The sequence below is a fragment of the Stenotrophomonas sp. S41 genome, from assembly GCF_016624625.1.
Lineage (GTDB): Bacteria > Pseudomonadota > Gammaproteobacteria > Xanthomonadales > Xanthomonadaceae > Stenotrophomonas.
The window spans coordinates 1-18,420 of sequence record NZ_JACVTV010000037.1 but is presented as its reverse complement, the minus strand read 5'-3'; the positions used below and the strand labels follow the sequence as shown (position 1 = coordinate 18,420).

Genomic DNA, 18,420 nt, shown 5'->3' with positions numbered 1-18,420 from the left:
TCCTCTGCCGTACATGCAATCTTTCCGAAGGGTATTGGCTGGAAGGCCGCGCGCATCGTGCGCGCGACCCGCCGTTACCGCCTTACGCGCACTCGTCGGTCCACATCATCTGCGCGATCGGGCGCAGGGCCTTGCACTCCTGCGTCATCTCGTCGGCCGACTTCACCTGCGCCTTGGCCTTCAGCTCCTCGGCCATCGCATCCACGCCGCTGATCTGTTCCGGCGCGATCTTCGCCACGCAGCTGCGGTGCTGCTGCAGCAGCAGGTCGCAGCCCGGCACTCCGGTCACCTTCGGTGCGCTGGCCGCTTCGGCATCTTCCATCCACACCTGGAACGGCGCGATGGCTTCCAGCACCGGGGTGACCAGCTCATCGAAGCTGCCACTGAACCAGTACGCCTGCTCGGCGCCGGAATAGAGCTTCTGGCTGCCCTTCACCGTGCGCTGCGTGCCGCTCTTCAGCGCCTGCGTGTAGGCCTCGATGAAGCGCGTGCGGCTGGCCGGGTCTTCACTGGTCATGCTGTCGGCGAACAGCGGGCGCACGCTGGCCAGGTCCACCACCTTGCAGGTGAAATCGACCGTGGCGATCTTCTGGTCGTCCACGTACTCGTTGTCTTCGATGCTGCTGCCGGTGGCGCGGCAGGTCGATGCCTTCAGCACCTTGGCGTACAGCGCTTCGGTCGCGGCTGCATCGGGCGTGCCGCCGACGCTGGCCTGCAGCGCCATCCACGGTTGGGCCAGCGCCTTGGCCAGCGCGCCCGGCGTGGGCGTCACCGCGTCCTTGCCATCGTGCGCGGTGCGCATGGCGTCGTTGAGCGTGCGTGCGGCAGCGGCATCGTCTTCAATCAGCACGCGCGCGTACAGGTCCAGCGTCTGTTCCGGCGTCAGTGCCGTCGCGGCGGTGGCAAACACGGGGGCGCACAGCAGGGCGCTGGCGAGCAGGGTGCGAAGGGGAGTCTTCATGACGGTGTTCCGTTTCCAGTGGGGTAGTGCACAGGCGCGAAAGCCTAGCGCATTTGCACGCAGGTTCGGTGGCAGGCCGTGCGCGCGCCCATGAAAAAACGGGCCCCTTGCGGAGCCCGTTCGATTACACGACGAGGATCGAGCAATCAGAAGCTGGCGCGGACGCCGGCCGAGAACTGGGTGACGTCGCGGTAGCCGGAGACCTCGCCCACCAGACCCCAGGTCTTGGTGAAGTTGATCTGGCCACCGAGGGTGCCGACCCAGGTGCCTTCGAAATTGTTGCCGCCATCCATGTAACCGGCCTTGATCCAGGCTTCGGTCATGCGCGAGGGCTTGCCACGCAGGCCCATGGTGGCGCGCACCAGGTTGGTGTGGTCCTTGAAGGTTTCATCAGCGAAACCATCCAGGCGGTCGGTGACCTTGGCCTGCTGACGCACCCAGGCGATGTCGGCGGTGTAGTCGACGCGGTCGCTGAAGGGCATGTGGTAGCCGATACCCAGCTCCGGCTGGTTCAGTTCCAGCTTCACCGAGCCATCGGAGAAGTGATAGGTCTTGCTGCCGTAGTTCCAGCCACCGAACACGTGCACCTGCTCGGCAAGCGCCACCGAACCGCGCACGTAGCCGCCGTCCAGCTTGGGATCATCGAGGCTGTCGTCGCTGACCTTGGCCTGGGTCCAGCCACCTTCGACGTAGGTGTAGCTCAGGGCATCGGCCGAGGTCGAGAACGGTGCGGCGGCCAGCAGTGCGGCCACGATCAGGATCTTGCGCATGGATTTTCCTGTGAATTGCAGTCCATTGGCGGGCCGCCCAGTTGGCAGTCCGTGGCGACCTCATGTCGTCCGAGGCTTGAGTTTAATGAAAATTTTACAGATTGCGAGTCACGTCCCCGTGCCGCCCCCGACCAGCGTGCGGACCCCTTGCGGGGCCCGCCGCGCGCGCGCGTCTCAAACAGCCGTCAGAAGGTGGCGCGGACACCCGCCGAGAACTGGGTGATGTCTTCCACGACCTGCACTTCGCCGACCAGTCCCCAGCTCGGCGTGAACTTGAGCTGCCCGCCGACCACCCCTACCCAGGTGCCGTCCCTGTCGCTGCCGTCAAGGTAGCCGCCCTTCACCCACAGTTCGGTGTTCGACGTAGGCACGGTGCGCACACCCAGCGTGGCACGGCCAGCGTTGAAGTGATCCTTCTGCCGGATGGTATCGAAGCCGGCCTGCTTCAGGCGTGCCTCGGCGTTCTGGCGGACCCATGCAATGTCAGCGGTGAAATCCACGCGGTCGCTCATCGGCAAGCGATAGCCCACACCCAGCTCCGGCTGGTCCAGTTCCAGCTTGAGATTGGCACCGTTGTCGCGGTACGACTTCGACACCGTCGACCAAGCGCCAAAAACATAGGCCTGCAGCCCGATCGCATACGAACCACGGATGTAACCGCCATCCAGTTTGGGATCATCCAGCAGATCATCACTGACCCGGGTCTGGGTCCAGCCAGCTTCGACGTAGGTATAGCTCGGGCTCTTGTCGGCAGCGAAGGCGGCCAGCGGGGTCAGGGCGAACAGGGCGGTGGAAAGCAGAGTCTTTCGCATGGCAGGGTCCTTTTTGATGTGCGGTCCGTTGCAGGCCGCCGGCAGGGCGGCCAGAGATGACAGGGCTATGGTGCGGTGGTGCTGCGCGCCTGGTTGAATCCCGGTGCGGGAGGTGCTGCCGGCGTGGTCAGCGTCAATGGCTTCACTTCGGCACGTTCCAGCAGGCGTTTGGTGAAGTAGCGGTCCTTGTAGTAGCGGATTTTCCTGCACAGCACCGGGTTGGGCAGTCCTTCGTACAGCACGATTTCCTTGTCCGGGCCCATCGCCTTCAGCTCCTGCGGCAGCATCAGTGCGCGCTTCTCCAGCACCTCGTTGTCCGACACCGATCGCGCGTTGCCGCGCGAATGGGTGCGCGAGCTGCGGCGCACGGTGGTGTAGCCCAGCATTTCCGAATAATCGTTTGCGTCCTGCTGTTCGCGCGGGGCGTAGATGATCTGCAGCGCATGGTTGGTGATGATCGTTCGCGAGAGCTCCTTGCCATACACCGCATCGAGCTGGGCCATCGACTGGATGATCGGGAGCAGTCGCAGGTTGTAGCCGGCCATGTAGGCCACGGCCTTGGAAATGATGTCGACGCGGCCGATCGAAGTGAACTCGTCCATCAACAACAGGCACTGGTGCTTCAACGATTTGTCGTTCTGGGGCAGCGTGCGGGTGTTGACGTTGATCAGCTGGCTGAAGAACAGATTCACGATCAGGCGGCTCTCAGCCAGCTTGTTGGGCTGGATGCCGACGTAGATCGTCATGCGCTTGCGCCGCACGTCGTCCAGACGGAAATCGTCGGCGCTGGTGGCCGCATCCAGCACTGGATTGAGCCACGGATTAAGTGGTTCCCGGAACGAGCCGATGATCGAGGCGAAGGTGACATCGGCCTGCGACAGCAGGCCAGCGAAGGCCGCGCGTGCCTGGTCGCTGAGGAACGGCGACTCGTTCAGCTTCTGCAGGTAGGGCTTGAGTTCAGTGCCATCACCCGAAGACAGGCGCAGGATGGCACCCAACGTCGGGTAGGGCGTCTGCTGCATCGCGTCTTTCAGTTCGAACTGGTACAGCGTGAACGCCAGGAAGGCGTTGCGCGCCTGGCTGGTCCAGAACTTGTCCTTGTCATCGCCATCGGGGTACAGCATGGCGGAGATCGCCTGGAGATCGGATACGCGGAAGGCCGGATCGCTGGACACGTAGGTCAGTGGATTCCAGCGGTGCGTGCGGCGGTCCTCGGCGAACGGGTTGAACAGAAAGATTTCGTGGCCGATCGACTGGCGCCAGCCTGAGGTCAGATCGAAGTTCTCCTGCTTGATGTCCAGCACCACGGCCGATTCGCGGTAATCGAGCAGGTTGGGAATGACGACGCCCACGCCCTTGCCCGACCGTGTGGGCGCGGCAAGAATGACGAACTGCTGGCCGGTCAGGCGCATCAGCTTGCCATTCATCTGCCCCAGCACGATGCCGTCATCGGGAGTTTTGAAGAACCCCTTGCTGGCCAGGTCCAGCATGCTGGCAAAGCGTGCCTGGCCATGGATGTTGCTGTCGCTGCGCATCCTGAAAAGCAGGATCGTCAGGCCCGCCCACAGCAGGAACATCAAGCCGAAGGCGCCCACCCCGGCTGCCTTGATGCGCCATGCATAGGGCTGTACGCGCGGGTGGTTGATGTTGCGCATGTAGTCGAAGAAGGTGCCGAAGCCGCTGACGCGCGTGTCCAGTCCCAGCGACAGCACGGACAGGTAGCTGGCCAGATAGATGCCCACGAAGGCGAGCACCAGGGCAAGTACGGCGGAAATGACAAGGCGGTTGGTTTTCAAGGCAGTTCCTTCGACCCGGACAATGGCTCGTTACAGGCTCAGCATCGGCTGCACACGCCCTGCGGTGCGTGCGCCGCCGCTGAGGAAAGACATTACTTTTTCTGCGCTGCGGCCGTATTGCGTGTATCGACCAGAATGTACTCGTCATTCCTGGACCAGCGCTGCAGACCGTCTTCGAGCTTGATGCACGGGCGGCCATCGCAGGACGTGATCGAGACCTGTTCCAAGGCTTCAAGCACCTGCGCTTCCACCTTGGCCTGCTGTGCGCGCTGCACATTGCTCCAGGCAAAGAATGCGGTGCCACCCACGATCGCCGCGCCACCCAATGCCAGTGCGATCAGTGCCTTCCACGTCAGCATGCGCAGCCGCGTCGCCATCGCCAGCTGCTGGCGGGAGAGCTGCTCGGCGAGGGCGGCCAACCGGTCACCTGTATCGCCGATGGCTTCCACTGCAGCGGGAATTTCCTGCGACAGCGCCTCGCGCACTGCAGCGCGTGCGCTCTGCGCCAGCTCGGCACGGCCGCTGGCCACGCCCTGTCCGACCTCGGTCGCCGCGCGCTGCAGCTGCGCCGCAGCCGCATCCTGCGCTGCAGCCGCCTTTTCACATTGTTGTGTCAGGTGCCCAGCGAGCAGGGCGGCGTTCGTGACGAACTCTTCCATCCTTGATTGATCCACTTCACACCTGCTGAGTCATCAGCCCTTGGGCGGGGGAGGGAATGTTGCCAGATTTGTAGGGAATATGCCGACTGTTAAAAACTCGTCGTCTGAGGTAGACAGCGGCGCGAAAATCCGTTGAAATTCAAAGCGCGGCGGATAACTTTTGTGATCGAGTTCTCATTTTCATTTCGCCTGTTGCGTGATCTAGTTCACAACGCGATGACAAATCCGAAGATATCCTTCGCCCCGTAGATGATGACCATTCGGCTTGGTACTGGGGAGGTACAGGCCGGCGGAACGGAATCATCTGGATCGGTAAACGGACTGAGCCTACGAAATGGAAGTTTCATGAATACATGTTTGGATTCGGGGAACGCGCGGCAGGGATGACCTGCGAGCGTGGCGCGGCTGAGCACCAGCAGAGCGCCAAAAATCCACGCGTTCGCTGGGGCCTCCAGCTGCGCATAGCTCCTTCAGCAGACTTCGATGCCGTTGTCTCGGCGTCGCCGATGTCTGTTTGCACAGATTCGTAACCCGTTAATGGTGATTTCGTGAGCCGCAGGATGCCTAGCCGGAATTTGATTGCAGTTGCTGTTGTGTTGATGACGGTTCTCCTGGCCGGTTGCGTTACGCCGCCTGCGCCCGAACCGCGTGGCAAGTGGAGGCCGGTCAACCGGCTGTCGGACGTCACCCATGCCATCCCCTTGCAGCAGAGCCATGTCTACCAGTCCTCGCCCGTGGACAGCACGCTCAAGGGCCTGCTGACCCGGTGGGCCAAGGACGGTGGCATGACGCTGTCCTACCTGCACCCCAACGACTACACCCTGTACGTGCCGGTGGGCGACATCCGCACGACCAGCATCGTCGAAGCCGCAGCGGCGCTGTCCAGCGCTTATGCATCGCAGGGCGTGGTGGTGTCGGTTGAACAGTCGCGCATCATCGTCAGCGTGGCCGGCGGTGCGACCAGCGTGGATCGGCTGCCCGCAGCCGGCATCGCGCCTACTGCGCCTGCTCGCTGAGGACTGCCCATGTTTGGAAAGAAGAAGACCGATACGGCGGCAGTGGAAAATGCCGTATCCCAGGGCGTCAGCTACGAAATCACGCTCGCCGAACGTGCGCGACGCAGTGAGCGCCGCGCGTGGACGGTGGCCTGGTGCGCAGTGCTGATGTCGGTGCTGCTTGCCGGTGGCTACCTGCTGTTCCTGCCGCTGAAGGAGCGCGTGCCGTACCTGGTCGTCGCCGATCCCTACACCGGCTCGGCCACGGTCGCCCGCCTGCGCGGCAACTTCGGTGACCGCGACGTGACCACCGAAGAGGCGATCAACAAGAGCAACGTCGCGCAGTTTGTGCTGACGCGCGAGTCCTATGACTCGGGGCTCATCGGCCAGCGGAACTGGCGCAGCACGCTGGCCATGGCCGGCCCGGCAGTGGCGCCGGACTACCAGAACCTGCACAACCAGGCCAACCCGCAGCGGCCCTTTCGCATCTATGGTGCGTCGCGCTCCCTGCATGTCCGCATCACCAGCATCGTGCTGATCGGCGGCGGCCAGGGCAAGCGTCCCAGTGGTGCCACCGTGCGGTTCCAGCGCAGCATCTTCGACAAGAGTACGGGCCGTTCGCAGCCGCTGGACAACAAGATCGCCACGCTGGAATTCACCTACGATCCCGAACTGCGCCTGGCCGACGAAGATCGTCTGCTCAATCCGCTCGGCTTCCGGGTGATGAACTACCGCGTCGACAACGATTTCGCGCCCACGCCGAATGCGCCGGCCGATGTGCCGCTGGCCGCTGATCCGCAGGCGCAGGCCGCCGCTACCGCACCGATGCCGGGCATGCCGGGGGAACCCGCGTATCCGGCAGACACCACCGATCCGTCCGGGCAGGCGCTGCCGCCGGGCCCAGCGAACAACGGCGCATTGCCGCCGCAACCGGCCGAGCAGACCGGCTATGCGCCAGCACAAGGGGGAGTAGGACGATGAGTAACACGTTGCAGTCTTTGCTGCGCGTCGGTCTGGTGCTGATGCTCTGCATCGGTGCCTCCGCGCCCGTGGCAGCGAAGGTCATCGAGGATTACGAGTACTCGCCTGACCGCATCTACCAGGTGCGTACCGGCTTGGGCATCACCACGCAGATCGAACTGAGCCCGCACGAGCAGATTCTCGATTACAGCAGCGGCTTCGGTGGCGGCTGGGAGATCAGCCGTCGCGAGAACGTCTTCTACCTGAAGCCGAAGAACGTCGACGTTGACACCAACCTGATGGTGCGCACCGCGGCCCACTCCTACATCTTTGAACTGAAGGTGGTTGCCACCAGCTGGCGTGCACTGGATGAAGCCAAGGCCGCCGGCGTGCAGTACAAGGTGCGCCTGGTCTACCCGGCTGACACCGAATTTGCGGCGACCAAGGTCAAGGATCCCGATGCACCGGTGTCGGCGCTCGATACCCAGCTGGTCCCGGGCCGCGACTACTACTACGGCTACGACTACACCTACAAGAAGCGCCAGCCGACCTGGCTGGTTCCCTCCTCGGTGTATGACGACCGCAGTTTCACCTACATCCGCATGGGCGACCGCAGCCGGTTCCCGAGCGGCAACTTCCCGGCAGTATTCGCGCGTGACAGCGAGTCCGGCGATGAGTTCATCGTCAACTCGACCGTGGAAGGCGACACGATCGTCGTCCACGGCACCTATGCCTACCTCGTCGTGCGCCACGGCGACAATGCGATTGCCCTGCGCAGGAGACCGGAGCAGTGAATCAGATTCCTCCCAATGACCACGTCGATCCGGCGTCGGAGCCGCACCTGGCCGACAACCCGTACACCCGTCGCGCCGCGGCCCAGCCGCAGCTGGATGAAACCGAAGGCAGCCCCTACCTGCGCGCCGACGACGTCCAGCGTCTGAATCGCAAGGCGTTGCTGTTCCTCGGCATCATCGTCGTCGTGCTGGCAGGCCTGGCCGCCTGGATCTTCTCCGGTGGCATGTCCTCCCCGCAGGAGCCCGTGGCCAAGGCCCCGCGCCAGGAAGTCGTCATCCCGGCGGCACCGCGCGATCTGCCGGCCCTGCCGGCCGAGCGCAGCGCACAGGCCGCACCGGCGATGGAAGACCTGCCGCCGCTGCCGGTCACCGATGAGCGCCCGTCGTCCGGTCAAGGGTTCGGCATGGGCGGGATGAATGGCACCGGCGGCCAGGAAGCCAACCGAGGCCCGAGCCTGGTGGAACGTCGCATGGGCGACGCCCGCGCCGAGGCTGACAGTGGTGCCGGCGCGCCGCCTGCGTCCGGCATCCCCGGCGCGCTGGGTGCGACGGGCGGCCCGGCATCGCGTGGCGTCGTGGACGGTCCCACCAGCGCACAGCCGCTGTACAAGCCGAATACCCTGCTGCTTCGCGGCACCTACATCCGCTGCGTGCTGCAGGCGCGGGTGATCTCCGACTTCCCGGGCTACACCTCGTGCGTGGTCACCGAACCGGTGTACTCGGTCGATGGCCAGCGCCTGCTGCTGCCGCGCGGGTCGAAGGTGCAGGGCTCCTACGGTGGCGACGGCACGATCGGCAACCGCGTCGCCATTGTCTGGGACCGCATCACCACCCCCACCGGCCTGGATATCAACATGTCCAGCCCGGGCGTGGACATGCTGGGTTCGGCCGGTTCGCCGGGCTACTACAACGCCCATTGGGGCCAGCGCATCGCCTCCTCGCTGCTGATCAGCATCCTGGCTGACGGTTTCAAGTACGCCGCTGCCGAGAACGGCCCGGCAACGTCCACCGTGGTCAACGGTGCGGTCGTGCAGAACCCGTATGAAAGCGCCACCGCGCGCACCATGGAGCGCCTGGCCAACATGGCGGTGGAGCGCAACATGAGCCGTCCGCCGACCGTGACCATCAACCAGGGCACGATCGTGAACGTCTACGTCGCACGCGACGTCGACTTCTCGTCCGTGATCCGCTGAGCAGTGACCCAGTGCAGAAATGAACGCTGAATCCGCCACCGCCCGGGTATCCAACGCTTTCCTGGAATACCAGTACGAGATCCTCGGGATCGGCGAGCACATGCATTCGTCGGACGTGACTGAAATCTGCATCAACCGGCCGGGCGAGCTGTACCTGGAAACCCGGTCCGGCTGGAACCGCGTGGAGGTCCCGTCGCTCACGTTTGAACGTGCGCGGCAGTTCTGCACCGCCGTGGTCAATGAGAGCAACACCGGGCAGCGCATCACCGACGCCGATCCGATGGTGTCGTTGACGTTCCCGACCGGCCAGCGTGCCCAGTTCGTCATCCCGCCGGCGTGTGACGCCGGGCGGGTGTCGATCACCATCCGTCTGCCCGCACGCTTCGGCAAGACGCTGGAGCAGTACGAGGAGGATGGCTTCTTCGGCGAGATTCTCGAGCAGGCGCCGACCCTCAGTGACCACGACAGGGAACTGGTGGAGCTGCGTGCGCAGCGCGACTACGCCAACTTCTTCAAGAAGGCCGTGCAGTACCACAAGAACATCGTGGTGGCCGGTGCGACCGGTAGCGGCAAGACCACCTTCATGAAGTCGCTGGTGAATCACATCTCGAACGACGAGCGCCTGGTCACCATTGAAGACGCCCGCGAACTGTTCCTGCAGCAGCCCAACGTGGTGCACCTGCTGTATTCCAAGGGCGGCCAGAGCACCAGCAACACCAGTGCCAAGTCGTGCATGGAAGCCTGCCTGCGCATGAAGCCGGACCGCATCATCCTGGCCGAGCTGCGTGGTGATGAGTCGTTCTACTTCATCCGTAACTGTGCATCCGGCCACCCCGGTTCCATCACCAGTTGCCACGCCGGCAGCACGTCCCAGACCTGGGACCAGCTCGCGCTGATGGTCAAGGCCTCGGCCGAAGGCTCTGGCCTTGAGTTTGAAGTCATCAAGCGCCTGCTCAAGCTCACCATCGATATCGTGGTGCACATCAAGGCACATGCCGGCCGCCGTTTCATCACCGGCATCGATTTCGATCCCGCGCGAGGGCTGGCCGCATGAACCAGCACGCCCACGCCCACGCCGACAGGAGGACGCCATGCTGCCTGGACTGGAAATGATGGCCTGCACCGATCTGGCGGTGCCCAACGAAATCATGCGCCACGTGGTGAACGTCGAATCGTCGTTCAACCCGTACGCCATCGGCGTGGTGGGCGGCCGCCTGGCGCGCCAGCCGAAGAACCTGGCCGAGGCCGTGTCCACCACCCGCATGCTTGAGCGTGAGGGCTACAACTTCTCGCTGGGCATTGCCCAGGTCAATCGCTACAACCTCAACCGCCACGGTCTGGACAGCTACGAGAAGGCCTTCAACGTCTGCCCGAACCTGCAGGCTGGCTCGCGCATCCTGGCCGAATGCTATTCGCGTTCGGGCAACGATTGGGGCAAGGCCTTCAGCTGCTACTACTCCGGCAACTTCACCACCGGCTTCCGCCATGGTTACGTCGACAAGGTGATGACCTCCTGGCGTGGCAACTCCACCCAGACCGTCGCCAGCAATGCCATTCCGGTCATCCGCAATGGCGTACCGGCCGGCACCACCACCTACCGTCGTGTCGTGCGTGACGAGGCGACCGAGCGGCTGGCGCGGCGTGTGGAAGAGGCGGCGCTGTCGCGCCTGCTCCCCGCGTCGGCAGGTCAGCAGCAGTCCATGCAGCAGATCCAGCAGATGCAGCAGGTGCAGCAGATGCAGCAGATGCAGCAGATGCAGCAGATGCAGCAGATGCAGGCACCCGCGGCCGTGCAGGCCATGCAGGCGCCGGCTGCGGCCGATCCGCGCACGGCGGGCCAGGTGCCCACCAGCGACGCCCCGGTGCGTGTGCAACCCGTGGGAGGTGCCCCCAATGTCTGGCCGGGGGCGGCCCAGCAAGCGCAGCCGATGGCTGCACCCGGTTCCAGTTCCAACGGCATGGCGGGGGCCCCTGCGTCCGCCGTGCCAGCAACTGCAGCGCCGCCGCGCGACGCTGCGCTGGTGTTCTAGCACCACCCGAGGGCTGCCCCCGCAGTCCGGCATCCACGCTGTATCCCTTTCCCATCAAAGAGAAGAGAACCGCCATGAAGAACGACGCCAACCTCACCAACGCCCGCCGCGCGCTCTCCGCCGTTGCCCTGGCCAGCCTGTGCATGCTGCCCTTCATCGCCAGCGCCCAGGATGCTTCCGGTGCGCAGACCAGCGTGACCAACTTCTTCACCAACCTCAACGGCCTGCTGAACATTGCCTCGATCGCCGTGGTCACCATTGCCGTGATCTTCGCCGGCTACCAGATCGCCTTCAACCACAAGCGCATCAGCGACGTGGCTCCGGTCCTGATCGGTGGCTTCCTGATCGGCGCCGCTGCCCAGGTGGCCAACATGCTGCTGCCCGACAACGTCGGCAACATCGGCAACGCCGGCAGCACCAGCGCCATCATGGTGCTCGACCTGATGAAGTATGCGTAAGGACACACTCTTCCGCGGGTGCACGCGGCCGGCGATGTTCCTGGGGGTGCCGTACATGCCCTTTGCGATCGCCGCCGGCGGCTGCCTGCTGATGACGTTCTACTTCGACATGTGGTTCCTGCTGCTGCTGCCGGTGGTCATCATGGTCATGCGGCAGATGGCACGCCAGGACGAGATGATCTTCCGGTTGCTGGGCCTGCGTCTGGGCTTCCGCACCAAGGTGAAGAACGTCAAGCACCACAACGGCATGTGGGTGTTCACTCCGAACAGCTACCGCCCCGACCTTCAAGACACGAAAACGGATTAGTCCCATGCAGGCGCCAGACACCTCCATCGCCGAGTTCATTCCGTACTCTTCCCACGTGTCCCCGCACGTGGTGAAGACGACCGGTGGCGACTTCCTGATTGTCTGGCGCCTGGATGGGCTGCCTTTCGTGGGGCGTGAAGAATGGGAGTTGGAGCACAAGCACAACACCTTCAACCGCATGCTGCAGACCCTGCGGGCGCCGGATTTCGTCAACGTAGCCTTCTGGGTGCATGACATCCGGCGCCGTGGCCGCGTGGATATCCGCAGCAAGTACGACCACGTGTTCAACCAGCAGATGTCGGACGAGTACTACGATCGCCTGACCTCGCAGAAGATCATGCAGAACGAGCTGTACCTGACGATGATCTATCGCCCGGTCATGGTCGGCAAAAAGTTCGTCGAGCGCTCCAGTGACCTGGTCCGCCTGCAGTCAGAGCAGGACCAGGCCGTCAACAAGGTGATGGAACTGGCCGGCAACGTCGAGGCGGTGCTGAAGGATTACGCACCACACCGGCTGTCCATGTATGAAGCCGACAACGGCGTGGTGTTCTCTGAAGTGCTGAGCTTCTTTGGCTACCTGCTCAACCGCATCGATGAGCCGGTGCCGGTGCTGCGTGCCTCGGTGAGCGACTACCTGCCGGTCGCCCGGCACATGTTCTCGGCCAAATCGGGTGATTTCGTCATCAACGCCCCAGGCGGACGCAACCACTACGGCGCCATCCTCAACATCAAGGAATACAGCGAGGCCACCTACCCGGGCATCCTCAATGGCCTCAAGTACCTGGATTTCGAATACGTCATCACCCATTCCTTCAGCCCCATGGGCCGCCAGGATGCGCTGAAGGTGCTCGATCGCACCAAGGGCATGATGATCTCCTCCGGCGACAAGGCCGTCAGCCAGATCTCCGAAATGGACCATGCGATGGACCAGGTCGCCTCGGGCAATTTCGTCCTGGGTGAATACCACTTCATCATGGCCCTGTATGCGGACGACCAGAAGACGCTGTCGCAGAACCTGGCTGCCACCCGCGCGGAACTGTCCAATGCCGGCTTTGTCTCCGCCAAGGAGGACCTGGCGGTGTGCTCGTCGTTCTATTCGCAGCTGCCGGCCAACTGGCGCTACCGCACGCGGCTGGCCAACGTCAGCTCGCTGAATTTCCTGGGCCTGTCGCCGCTGCACAACTTCGCCACCGGCAAGCGCGACAACAACCCGTGGGGCGAATGCCTGACGGTACTGCAGACCACCAACGGCCAGCCGTACTACTTCAATTTCCACGCCACCCATCCGGCCGAGAACTCGCTGGGTGAAAAGGCCATCGGCAATACCCTGGTCATCGGCAAGTCCGGTACCGGCAAGACGGCGCTGATCAATTTCCTGCTCAGTCAGGTGCAGAAATACCAGCCGGCGCCGACCATCTTCTTCTTCGACAAGGACCGCGGCGCGGAGATTTTCGTACGCGCCTGTGGCGGCAACTACCTTGCGCTGGACAACGGCAGGCCTACCGGCTTCAACCCGTTCCAGTGCGAACGCAACGATGCAAACGTGCAGTTCCTCGGCGACCTGATCAAGGTGCTGGCGGCCAAGACCGTCTACACCGCGCGTGAGGAGGAGGACATCTTCCGCGCGGTGGAAAGCATGCTCGACATGCCGATGCACCTGCGCTCGATGTCCAATTTCCAGAAAAGCCTGCCCAACATGGGCGACGACGGCTTGTACGCGCGCCTGCGCAAGTGGACCGTCAGTGGCACCCTGGGCTGGGTGTTCGACAACCCGACCGACATCATCGATCTGCAGCGGGCCAACATCATCGGCTTCGACTACACCGACATCATCGACAACGCCGAAGTGCGCGTGCCGGTCATCAACTACCTGCTGCACCGCCTGGAAGAGCTGATCGACGGGCGGCCGCTGATCTACGTGATGGACGAGTTCTGGAAGATCCTTGATGGCGGCGGCGCCCTGAAGGAATTTGCCAAGAACAAGCAGAAGACCATCCGTAAGCAGAACGGCCTGGGCATCTTCGCCACCCAGAGCCCGGAAGACGCCTTGGCCAGCGACATCTCCGCCGCGCTGATCGAACAGACCGCGACCTTCATCCTGCTGCCCAATCCCAGCGCCTCGCGCGAGGATTACATGGAAGGCCTGAAGTTGACCGAGGCCGAGTTTGAAGTGGTCGTCAGTCTGGATGAGCGCTCGCGCAGTTTCCTGGTCAAGCAGGGCCATGGTTCCACGGTGTGCCAGCTGAACCTGCGGGGCATGGATGATGCCCTGGCCGTCATCAGTGCCAGCACCGACAACATCGAAGTCCTCGACCGGGTGCTGAGCGAGCAGTCGCAGCGCCTGGAAGTCGATCGCGATGAACTGACGCCAGAGGAATGGCTGCAGGCGTTCTACGAAAACCGCAAGGGATCCGGACGCGGCAGTGCCCGCAGCAGTGCAACCCCAGACCGCCGCGCGGCCACGCGCTGAACGGCCTGCCCCGCAATAGATGACATAAAGAACAGCAGAGGTGAACCATGAACTCTAAAGCACACCGCCAGCACGGCAGCCAGCAGAGCTTCGGCCAGGCATGGCAGCGGATGTTTGGTACTTCCTTGGCCATGCCGCGCTCCAACAAGTGGGTCATCCTCTCGCTGGCGATCGTCTCGCTGCTGGGCACCGGCGCCGCAATGGCCGCGTGGCAGGTCAACGATACCCAGACGCAGCGCAGGCTGGACGACATCAAGGGCAACATCGGTAACGACGGCGGAAGCGTCACGTCGCAGCTGAAAGAGATCAAGACCCGCATCGGCGACAACGGTACGGTCAACGGCAACCTGAAGGATCTCAACCGGAAACTGCAGATCACGCCGCGCAACGGCCAGGACACGCAGACACCGGAGATGATCGCCACGCCGACCGGTGACGAGGCGCTCAACGCGAGCCAGCCGACCGCCACCGCCACCGCCATGGACCAGCTGTGCCCGGCCGGTGCAAGCACCACGCTGGGCCAGCAGCAGCAGCAGCTGTGCATGGCCGCGGCACAGACCGAACTGGCGCAGTACCGGTTCTCGATGCGCATGTTCGAGCGGGCCCAGAAGAACTATGACCGCTTGAAGCAGATCGAGGACCGCCGCCGCAACCTGGCGGCCGAGGACTACGCCAACGTGCAGTACAACACCAATGAGTTGTTGGCACTGACCGCACTGATGGACAACGACCGCGATCGCTACCGCACCTACATGTCTGCTTATGAAGCGCGTGTCGCGCATATCAACAACACCCGTGAGGCGCTTACCCGCAATGCCTTGAACGGCAAGGGCAGCATCAGCGTTCCGGGCATGTCCGGTCTCGGCGGCAACTGAGTGAATGGAGCAGTGCGATGAGCGTCGAGATAATGGGTAGTGCGTTGGGCTTCGATCTGAGCAGCTTCACCCAGTGGGCATTCTTTGAGATTCTGCTTGATTTCATCAATGGGCGTATCGAAAGCTTCCAGTCGGGGCTGCTCTCGCGCACCATGGGGTGGGTCAGTGGCATCGCGCTGACCCTGCTGACCCTGTGGGTGCTGATGCAGGGGTTCATGATCGTGACCGGCCGCAGCCGTGATTCGCTCATGTCGCTGGTGGTGGGATCGCTGCGCGCCTTCCTCATTGTCATCGCCGCTTCCTCGATGTCGTTCGCCGGCGTGAACCTGACTGCCTTCCTGACCAACACGCTGCCGAATGAGATCCACAGAGTTGTCGCCAATGATGACGACGACATCGAAGACTCGATCGACGACAACCTGCGCACCATGGGTCTGATCTTCGCGTTGGTCGACGCACTGCCCGTAGACAAGAGTGACCAGAACGCAGCAACCCAGCGCACCGTCACCTCGCTGACGGGCATCGGCATTGCAGGCCCATCGGTGATCGGTGGCGCCATGCTGCTGCTCTACAAGATCGCCTTGGTACTGTTCGTCGGCTTCGGGCCGTTGTTCATCCTCTGCCTGCTGTTCGACCAGACCAAAGACCTGTTCAAGCGCTGGTTGTTGTACGGAATCGGCACCATGTTCTCGATGGCCGTCCTGTCCTTCATGGTGTCGCTGGCCACCGCAGTGGTTGCCCGTACGGCGCTTGCGATCGTCACGGCCTATATCCTTTCCGGTACCGAGATCTTCGGGATGAGTGCCTCGCTGGGCTTTGGCGGCGGCCTGAAGTCGGCTGCCGTTCAGCAGGGCGGTGTTGGACTGCTGATGTCGGTGCTGATGGTCATGGCACCGCCGATGGCGGCCATGTTCTTCAACGGCACGCTGGGCCAGTTCGTGGCGAACTCGAGCTTCGGTAATGTGGGTCGTAACAGCTCGGGCCAGACTTCGGACTTCAAGCAGGATTGGGTGGGTAGGGGTGGCAGCCCAAGTAATCGAAATAATCAGAAGGGGGATGAATAGTGATTGCGATATCCAGATTTATGGTTGCGATGGTCCTATTGTCACCACTCACGGCGCTAGCGCAGCAAGCAGGAACGCCTGAGTACAATAGCGTCTACCTGCCTGCGCATGGTGTCGGCGATACTGCGGCATCCAGGCCAGTAAAGTGGGGGGCTTGGGCGAAGGGGGCTGATCGAAATCTCGGCTGGACATTCTCCGCGAACAGCGAGGAGGAAGCCCGGGCACTGGCAATTGAGGACTGTGAGGCGCGCGGCTCATACGATTGCAAGGTTTCAAAGACGTTTTTTAACGCTTGTGCTGCGATTGCCGCTGGTCCAACTGCTCGCCGGTATCAGATTTCAACAAAAGGGGAGCGGTTCACTCGTCGTGAGGTTCTTAAAGACTGTGGCGCTGAATGCAAAATTGTCTTCGCAGGCTGCGCGTACCCCTAATAGCTCATTGGAACCTGGCTGCTGGTTGCTGTGCCTTGAGCTGCAAGCGCCCTGTATGTCTAGGCGAGCAGGCTGTTGGAAGCATTACTCATAATTGATGATGGGCATGTTCCAGCGTTTGACATCAGTCGGATTGCGAGTCACGTGGATCACCAAATTGTGTTGCATTTGAGACGTTCTTTAACTCTTGCATCGCAGTCGCAGCCAGTCTGAGTGATCCAAGTAATCGTGTTGCCATTATGTCTCCCGATGGGCTGCGATCGGCGCGTCGGAAATCCGTGAAGGAATGTGGCGCTGATTGAATGATCGTCTACGAGGGATATGCAGTTCCCTGAGAAAAGGCAGTGCTGGGGCGAGCTTCATGTAGGCTCCAGCTGCACGCCGATGTGACTTGCCTGCGTGAGCCTGACCGTATCTCTCGCCGACATGCTGCCGAACGAGGTACACAGAGTTGTCGCCAATGATGACGACGACATCCAAGACTCGATCGACGACAACCTGCGCACCATGGGTCTGATCTTCGCGTTGGTCGACGCACTGCCTGTAGACAAGAGTGACCAGAACGCAGCAACCCAGCGCACCGTCACCTCGCTGACGGGCATCGGCATTGCAGGCCCATCGGTGATCGGCGGCGCCATGCTGCTGCTCTACAAGATCGCCCTGGTGCTGTTCGTCGGCTTCGGGCCGCTGTTCATCCTCTGCCTGCTGTTCGACCAGACCAAAGACCTGTTCAAGCGCTGGTTGTTGTACGGAATCGGCACCATGTTCTCGATGGCCGTCCTGTCCTTCATGGTGTCGCTGGCAACCGCAGTGGTTGCCCGCACGGCGCTTGCGATCGTCACGGCCTATATCCTTTCCGGTACCGAGATCTTTGGGATGAGTGCCTCGCTGGGCTTTGGCGGCGGCCTGAAGTCGGCTGCCGTTCAGCAGGGCGGTGTTGGACTGCTGATGTCGGTGCTGATGGTCATGGCACCGCCGATGGCGGCCATGTTCTTCAACGGCACGCTGGGCCAGTTCGTGGCGAACTCGAGCTTCGGTAATGTGGGTCGTAACAGCTCGGGCCAGACTTCGGACTTCAAGCAGGATTATGTGGATAAGAAGAAGGACAGCGGCGTATGACATTCTTTTTGCGAGCGGCTACGTTGGCTATCCTGACGATCTCAACTATCGCGTTCGCCCAGCAGCCAGGGAGCCAGGAGTACAACACAGTTTTCCTGCCCGCGCATGGAGTCGGTGATACCGCTCGCCCTAATGTTAGATGGGGGGGCCTTGCAAGAGGAGCTGACAAGACGCTTGGTTGGTACGTGGGGGCACAAACCGAGCAGGAAGCGGTGAAGCTTGCTATTCAAGACTGCGTGGCACGTGGTTCGACAAATTGTGAGGGCGTGGAGACGTTTTTTAACTCTTGTGCTGCTGTAGCAGTCGGGCCTGCAAATAGAACCTACTCCAAAGCCCCCGCCAGTCTTTCCTCTGTTCGCAAGAGAGCGCTGAAGAATTGCGGTTCGCCTGAGTGCAAGATTCTATTTGAGGGCTGCGCCCGACCCTGAAGCGTATGATTCAACTCGGGCCCAAGCGGCCCGGGCCTTACGAAGCTGCATCGCATCTAACGCTGACGCATTTAATGGGCACCTTGGTCTGGCTGGCGACCGTCGTCGTTGCCCTTACGGCCATTGTGATCATCTCGGCATATCTTCTTCCCGGTACCGAGATCTGGGCACGAGTGTTTTGCTGGACTATGACGGCGGCCTAAAGTCGACTGCCGGTCAGCAGGGCGATGTCGGACTGCTGATGTCTGTGCTGATGGTCATGGCACCGCCGATGGCGGCCATGTTCTTCAACGGCACG

At 62.5% G+C, this 18,420-nt stretch carries 16 protein-coding genes and 1 pseudogene; 12 read left to right on the top strand and 5 right to left on the bottom strand.

Annotated elements, in window-relative coordinates; genetic code table 11:
* Window positions 1–82: 82 nt before the first annotated feature.
* The 5 genes from IAE56_RS10100 to IAE56_RS10080 form a co-directional block, all read right to left on the bottom strand.
* Window positions 83–961 (bottom strand): hypothetical protein, encoded by an 879-nt coding sequence (locus IAE56_RS10100; RefSeq protein WP_200752445.1) that lies wholly within the window; start codon window positions 959–961, stop codon window positions 83–85.
* A 146-nt stretch (window positions 962–1,107) separates the two neighbouring features.
* Window positions 1,108–1,731: an outer membrane beta-barrel protein gene (locus IAE56_RS10095; protein ID WP_200752444.1), complete on the bottom strand. Its 624-nt coding sequence runs from the start codon at window positions 1,729–1,731 to the stop codon at window positions 1,108–1,110.
* A 185-nt stretch (window positions 1,732–1,916) separates the two neighbouring features.
* Window positions 1,917–2,543 (bottom strand): outer membrane beta-barrel protein, encoded by a 627-nt coding sequence (locus tag IAE56_RS10090; RefSeq protein ID WP_200752443.1) that lies wholly within the window; start codon window positions 2,541–2,543, stop codon window positions 1,917–1,919.
* A gap of 65 nt (window positions 2,544–2,608) precedes the next feature.
* Complete coding sequence (locus IAE56_RS10085) at window positions 2,609–4,318, bottom strand: type IV secretory system conjugative DNA transfer family protein (RefSeq protein WP_325167186.1); 1,710 nt, start codon at window positions 4,316–4,318, stop codon at window positions 2,609–2,611.
* A 113-nt stretch (window positions 4,319–4,431) separates the two neighbouring features.
* Window positions 4,432–4,998: a hypothetical protein gene (locus tag IAE56_RS10080; RefSeq protein WP_108767707.1), complete on the bottom strand. Its 567-nt coding sequence runs from the start codon at window positions 4,996–4,998 to the stop codon at window positions 4,432–4,434.
* 599 nt (window positions 4,999–5,597) lie between these two features.
* On the opposite strand from IAE56_RS10080, the gene IAE56_RS10075 reads away from it, so the two are divergent.
* The 12 genes and pseudogenes from IAE56_RS10075 to IAE56_RS10010 form a co-directional block, all read left to right on the top strand.
* On the top strand, window positions 5,598–6,014 hold the full coding sequence (locus IAE56_RS10075; protein ID WP_108767708.1) for a hypothetical protein: 417 nt from the start codon (window positions 5,598–5,600) through the stop codon (window positions 6,012–6,014).
* Between the two features lie 9 nt (window positions 6,015–6,023).
* Window positions 6,024–6,974, top strand: a complete 951-nt coding sequence (locus IAE56_RS10070) for a type IV secretion system protein (protein ID WP_200752442.1) — start codon at window positions 6,024–6,026, stop codon at window positions 6,972–6,974.
* Between the two features lie 41 nt (window positions 6,975–7,015).
* A complete protein-coding gene (locus IAE56_RS10065; RefSeq protein ID WP_108770604.1) occupies window positions 7,016–7,747 on the top strand; it encodes a TrbG/VirB9 family P-type conjugative transfer protein in 732 nt (243 codons plus the stop codon).
* A complete protein-coding gene (locus IAE56_RS21295) occupies window positions 7,744–8,940 on the top strand; it encodes a TrbI/VirB10 family protein (protein WP_200752441.1) in 1,197 nt (398 codons plus the stop codon). Before IAE56_RS10065 ends, IAE56_RS21295 begins: the two co-directional genes overlap by 4 nt.
* A 19-nt stretch (window positions 8,941–8,959) precedes the next feature.
* The gene (gene virB11 / locus IAE56_RS10055) at window positions 8,960–9,994 is read left to right on the top strand and encodes a P-type DNA transfer ATPase VirB11 (protein ID WP_200752440.1); all 1,035 of its coding nucleotides are present in this window, start codon (window positions 8,960–8,962) and stop codon (window positions 9,992–9,994) included.
* A gap of 37 nt (window positions 9,995–10,031) precedes the next feature.
* On the top strand, window positions 10,032–10,970 hold the full coding sequence (locus IAE56_RS10050; RefSeq protein ID WP_200752439.1) for a lytic transglycosylase domain-containing protein: 939 nt from the start codon (window positions 10,032–10,034) through the stop codon (window positions 10,968–10,970).
* A 74-nt stretch (window positions 10,971–11,044) separates the two neighbouring features.
* Window positions 11,045–11,428 carry a TrbC/VirB2 family protein gene (locus tag IAE56_RS10045; RefSeq protein WP_108767713.1) on the top strand — a complete coding sequence of 128 codons (384 nt, stop codon included), beginning with the start codon at window positions 11,045–11,047 and terminating at the stop codon, window positions 11,426–11,428.
* Window positions 11,421–11,735 (top strand): VirB3 family type IV secretion system protein, encoded by a 315-nt coding sequence (locus IAE56_RS10040; protein ID WP_108767714.1) that lies wholly within the window; start codon window positions 11,421–11,423, stop codon window positions 11,733–11,735. Before IAE56_RS10045 ends, IAE56_RS10040 begins: the two co-directional genes overlap by 8 nt.
* A 4-nt stretch (window positions 11,736–11,739) precedes the next feature.
* Complete coding sequence (locus IAE56_RS10035) at window positions 11,740–14,205, top strand: VirB4 family type IV secretion/conjugal transfer ATPase (RefSeq protein ID WP_200752438.1); 2,466 nt, start codon at window positions 11,740–11,742, stop codon at window positions 14,203–14,205.
* Between the two features lie 47 nt (window positions 14,206–14,252).
* Window positions 14,253–15,080, top strand: coding sequence for a hypothetical protein (locus IAE56_RS10030; RefSeq protein WP_200752437.1), 828 nt, complete (start codon window positions 14,253–14,255; stop codon window positions 15,078–15,080).
* 17 nt (window positions 15,081–15,097) lie between these two features.
* A complete protein-coding gene (locus IAE56_RS10025; protein ID WP_200752436.1) occupies window positions 15,098–16,144 on the top strand; it encodes a type IV secretion system protein in 1,047 nt (348 codons plus the stop codon).
* A gap of 857 nt (window positions 16,145–17,001) precedes the next feature.
* Window positions 17,002–17,625: pseudogene (locus IAE56_RS10010) on the top strand (type IV secretion system protein); the annotation flags it as partial.
* Window positions 17,626–18,420 lie beyond the last annotated feature (795 nt).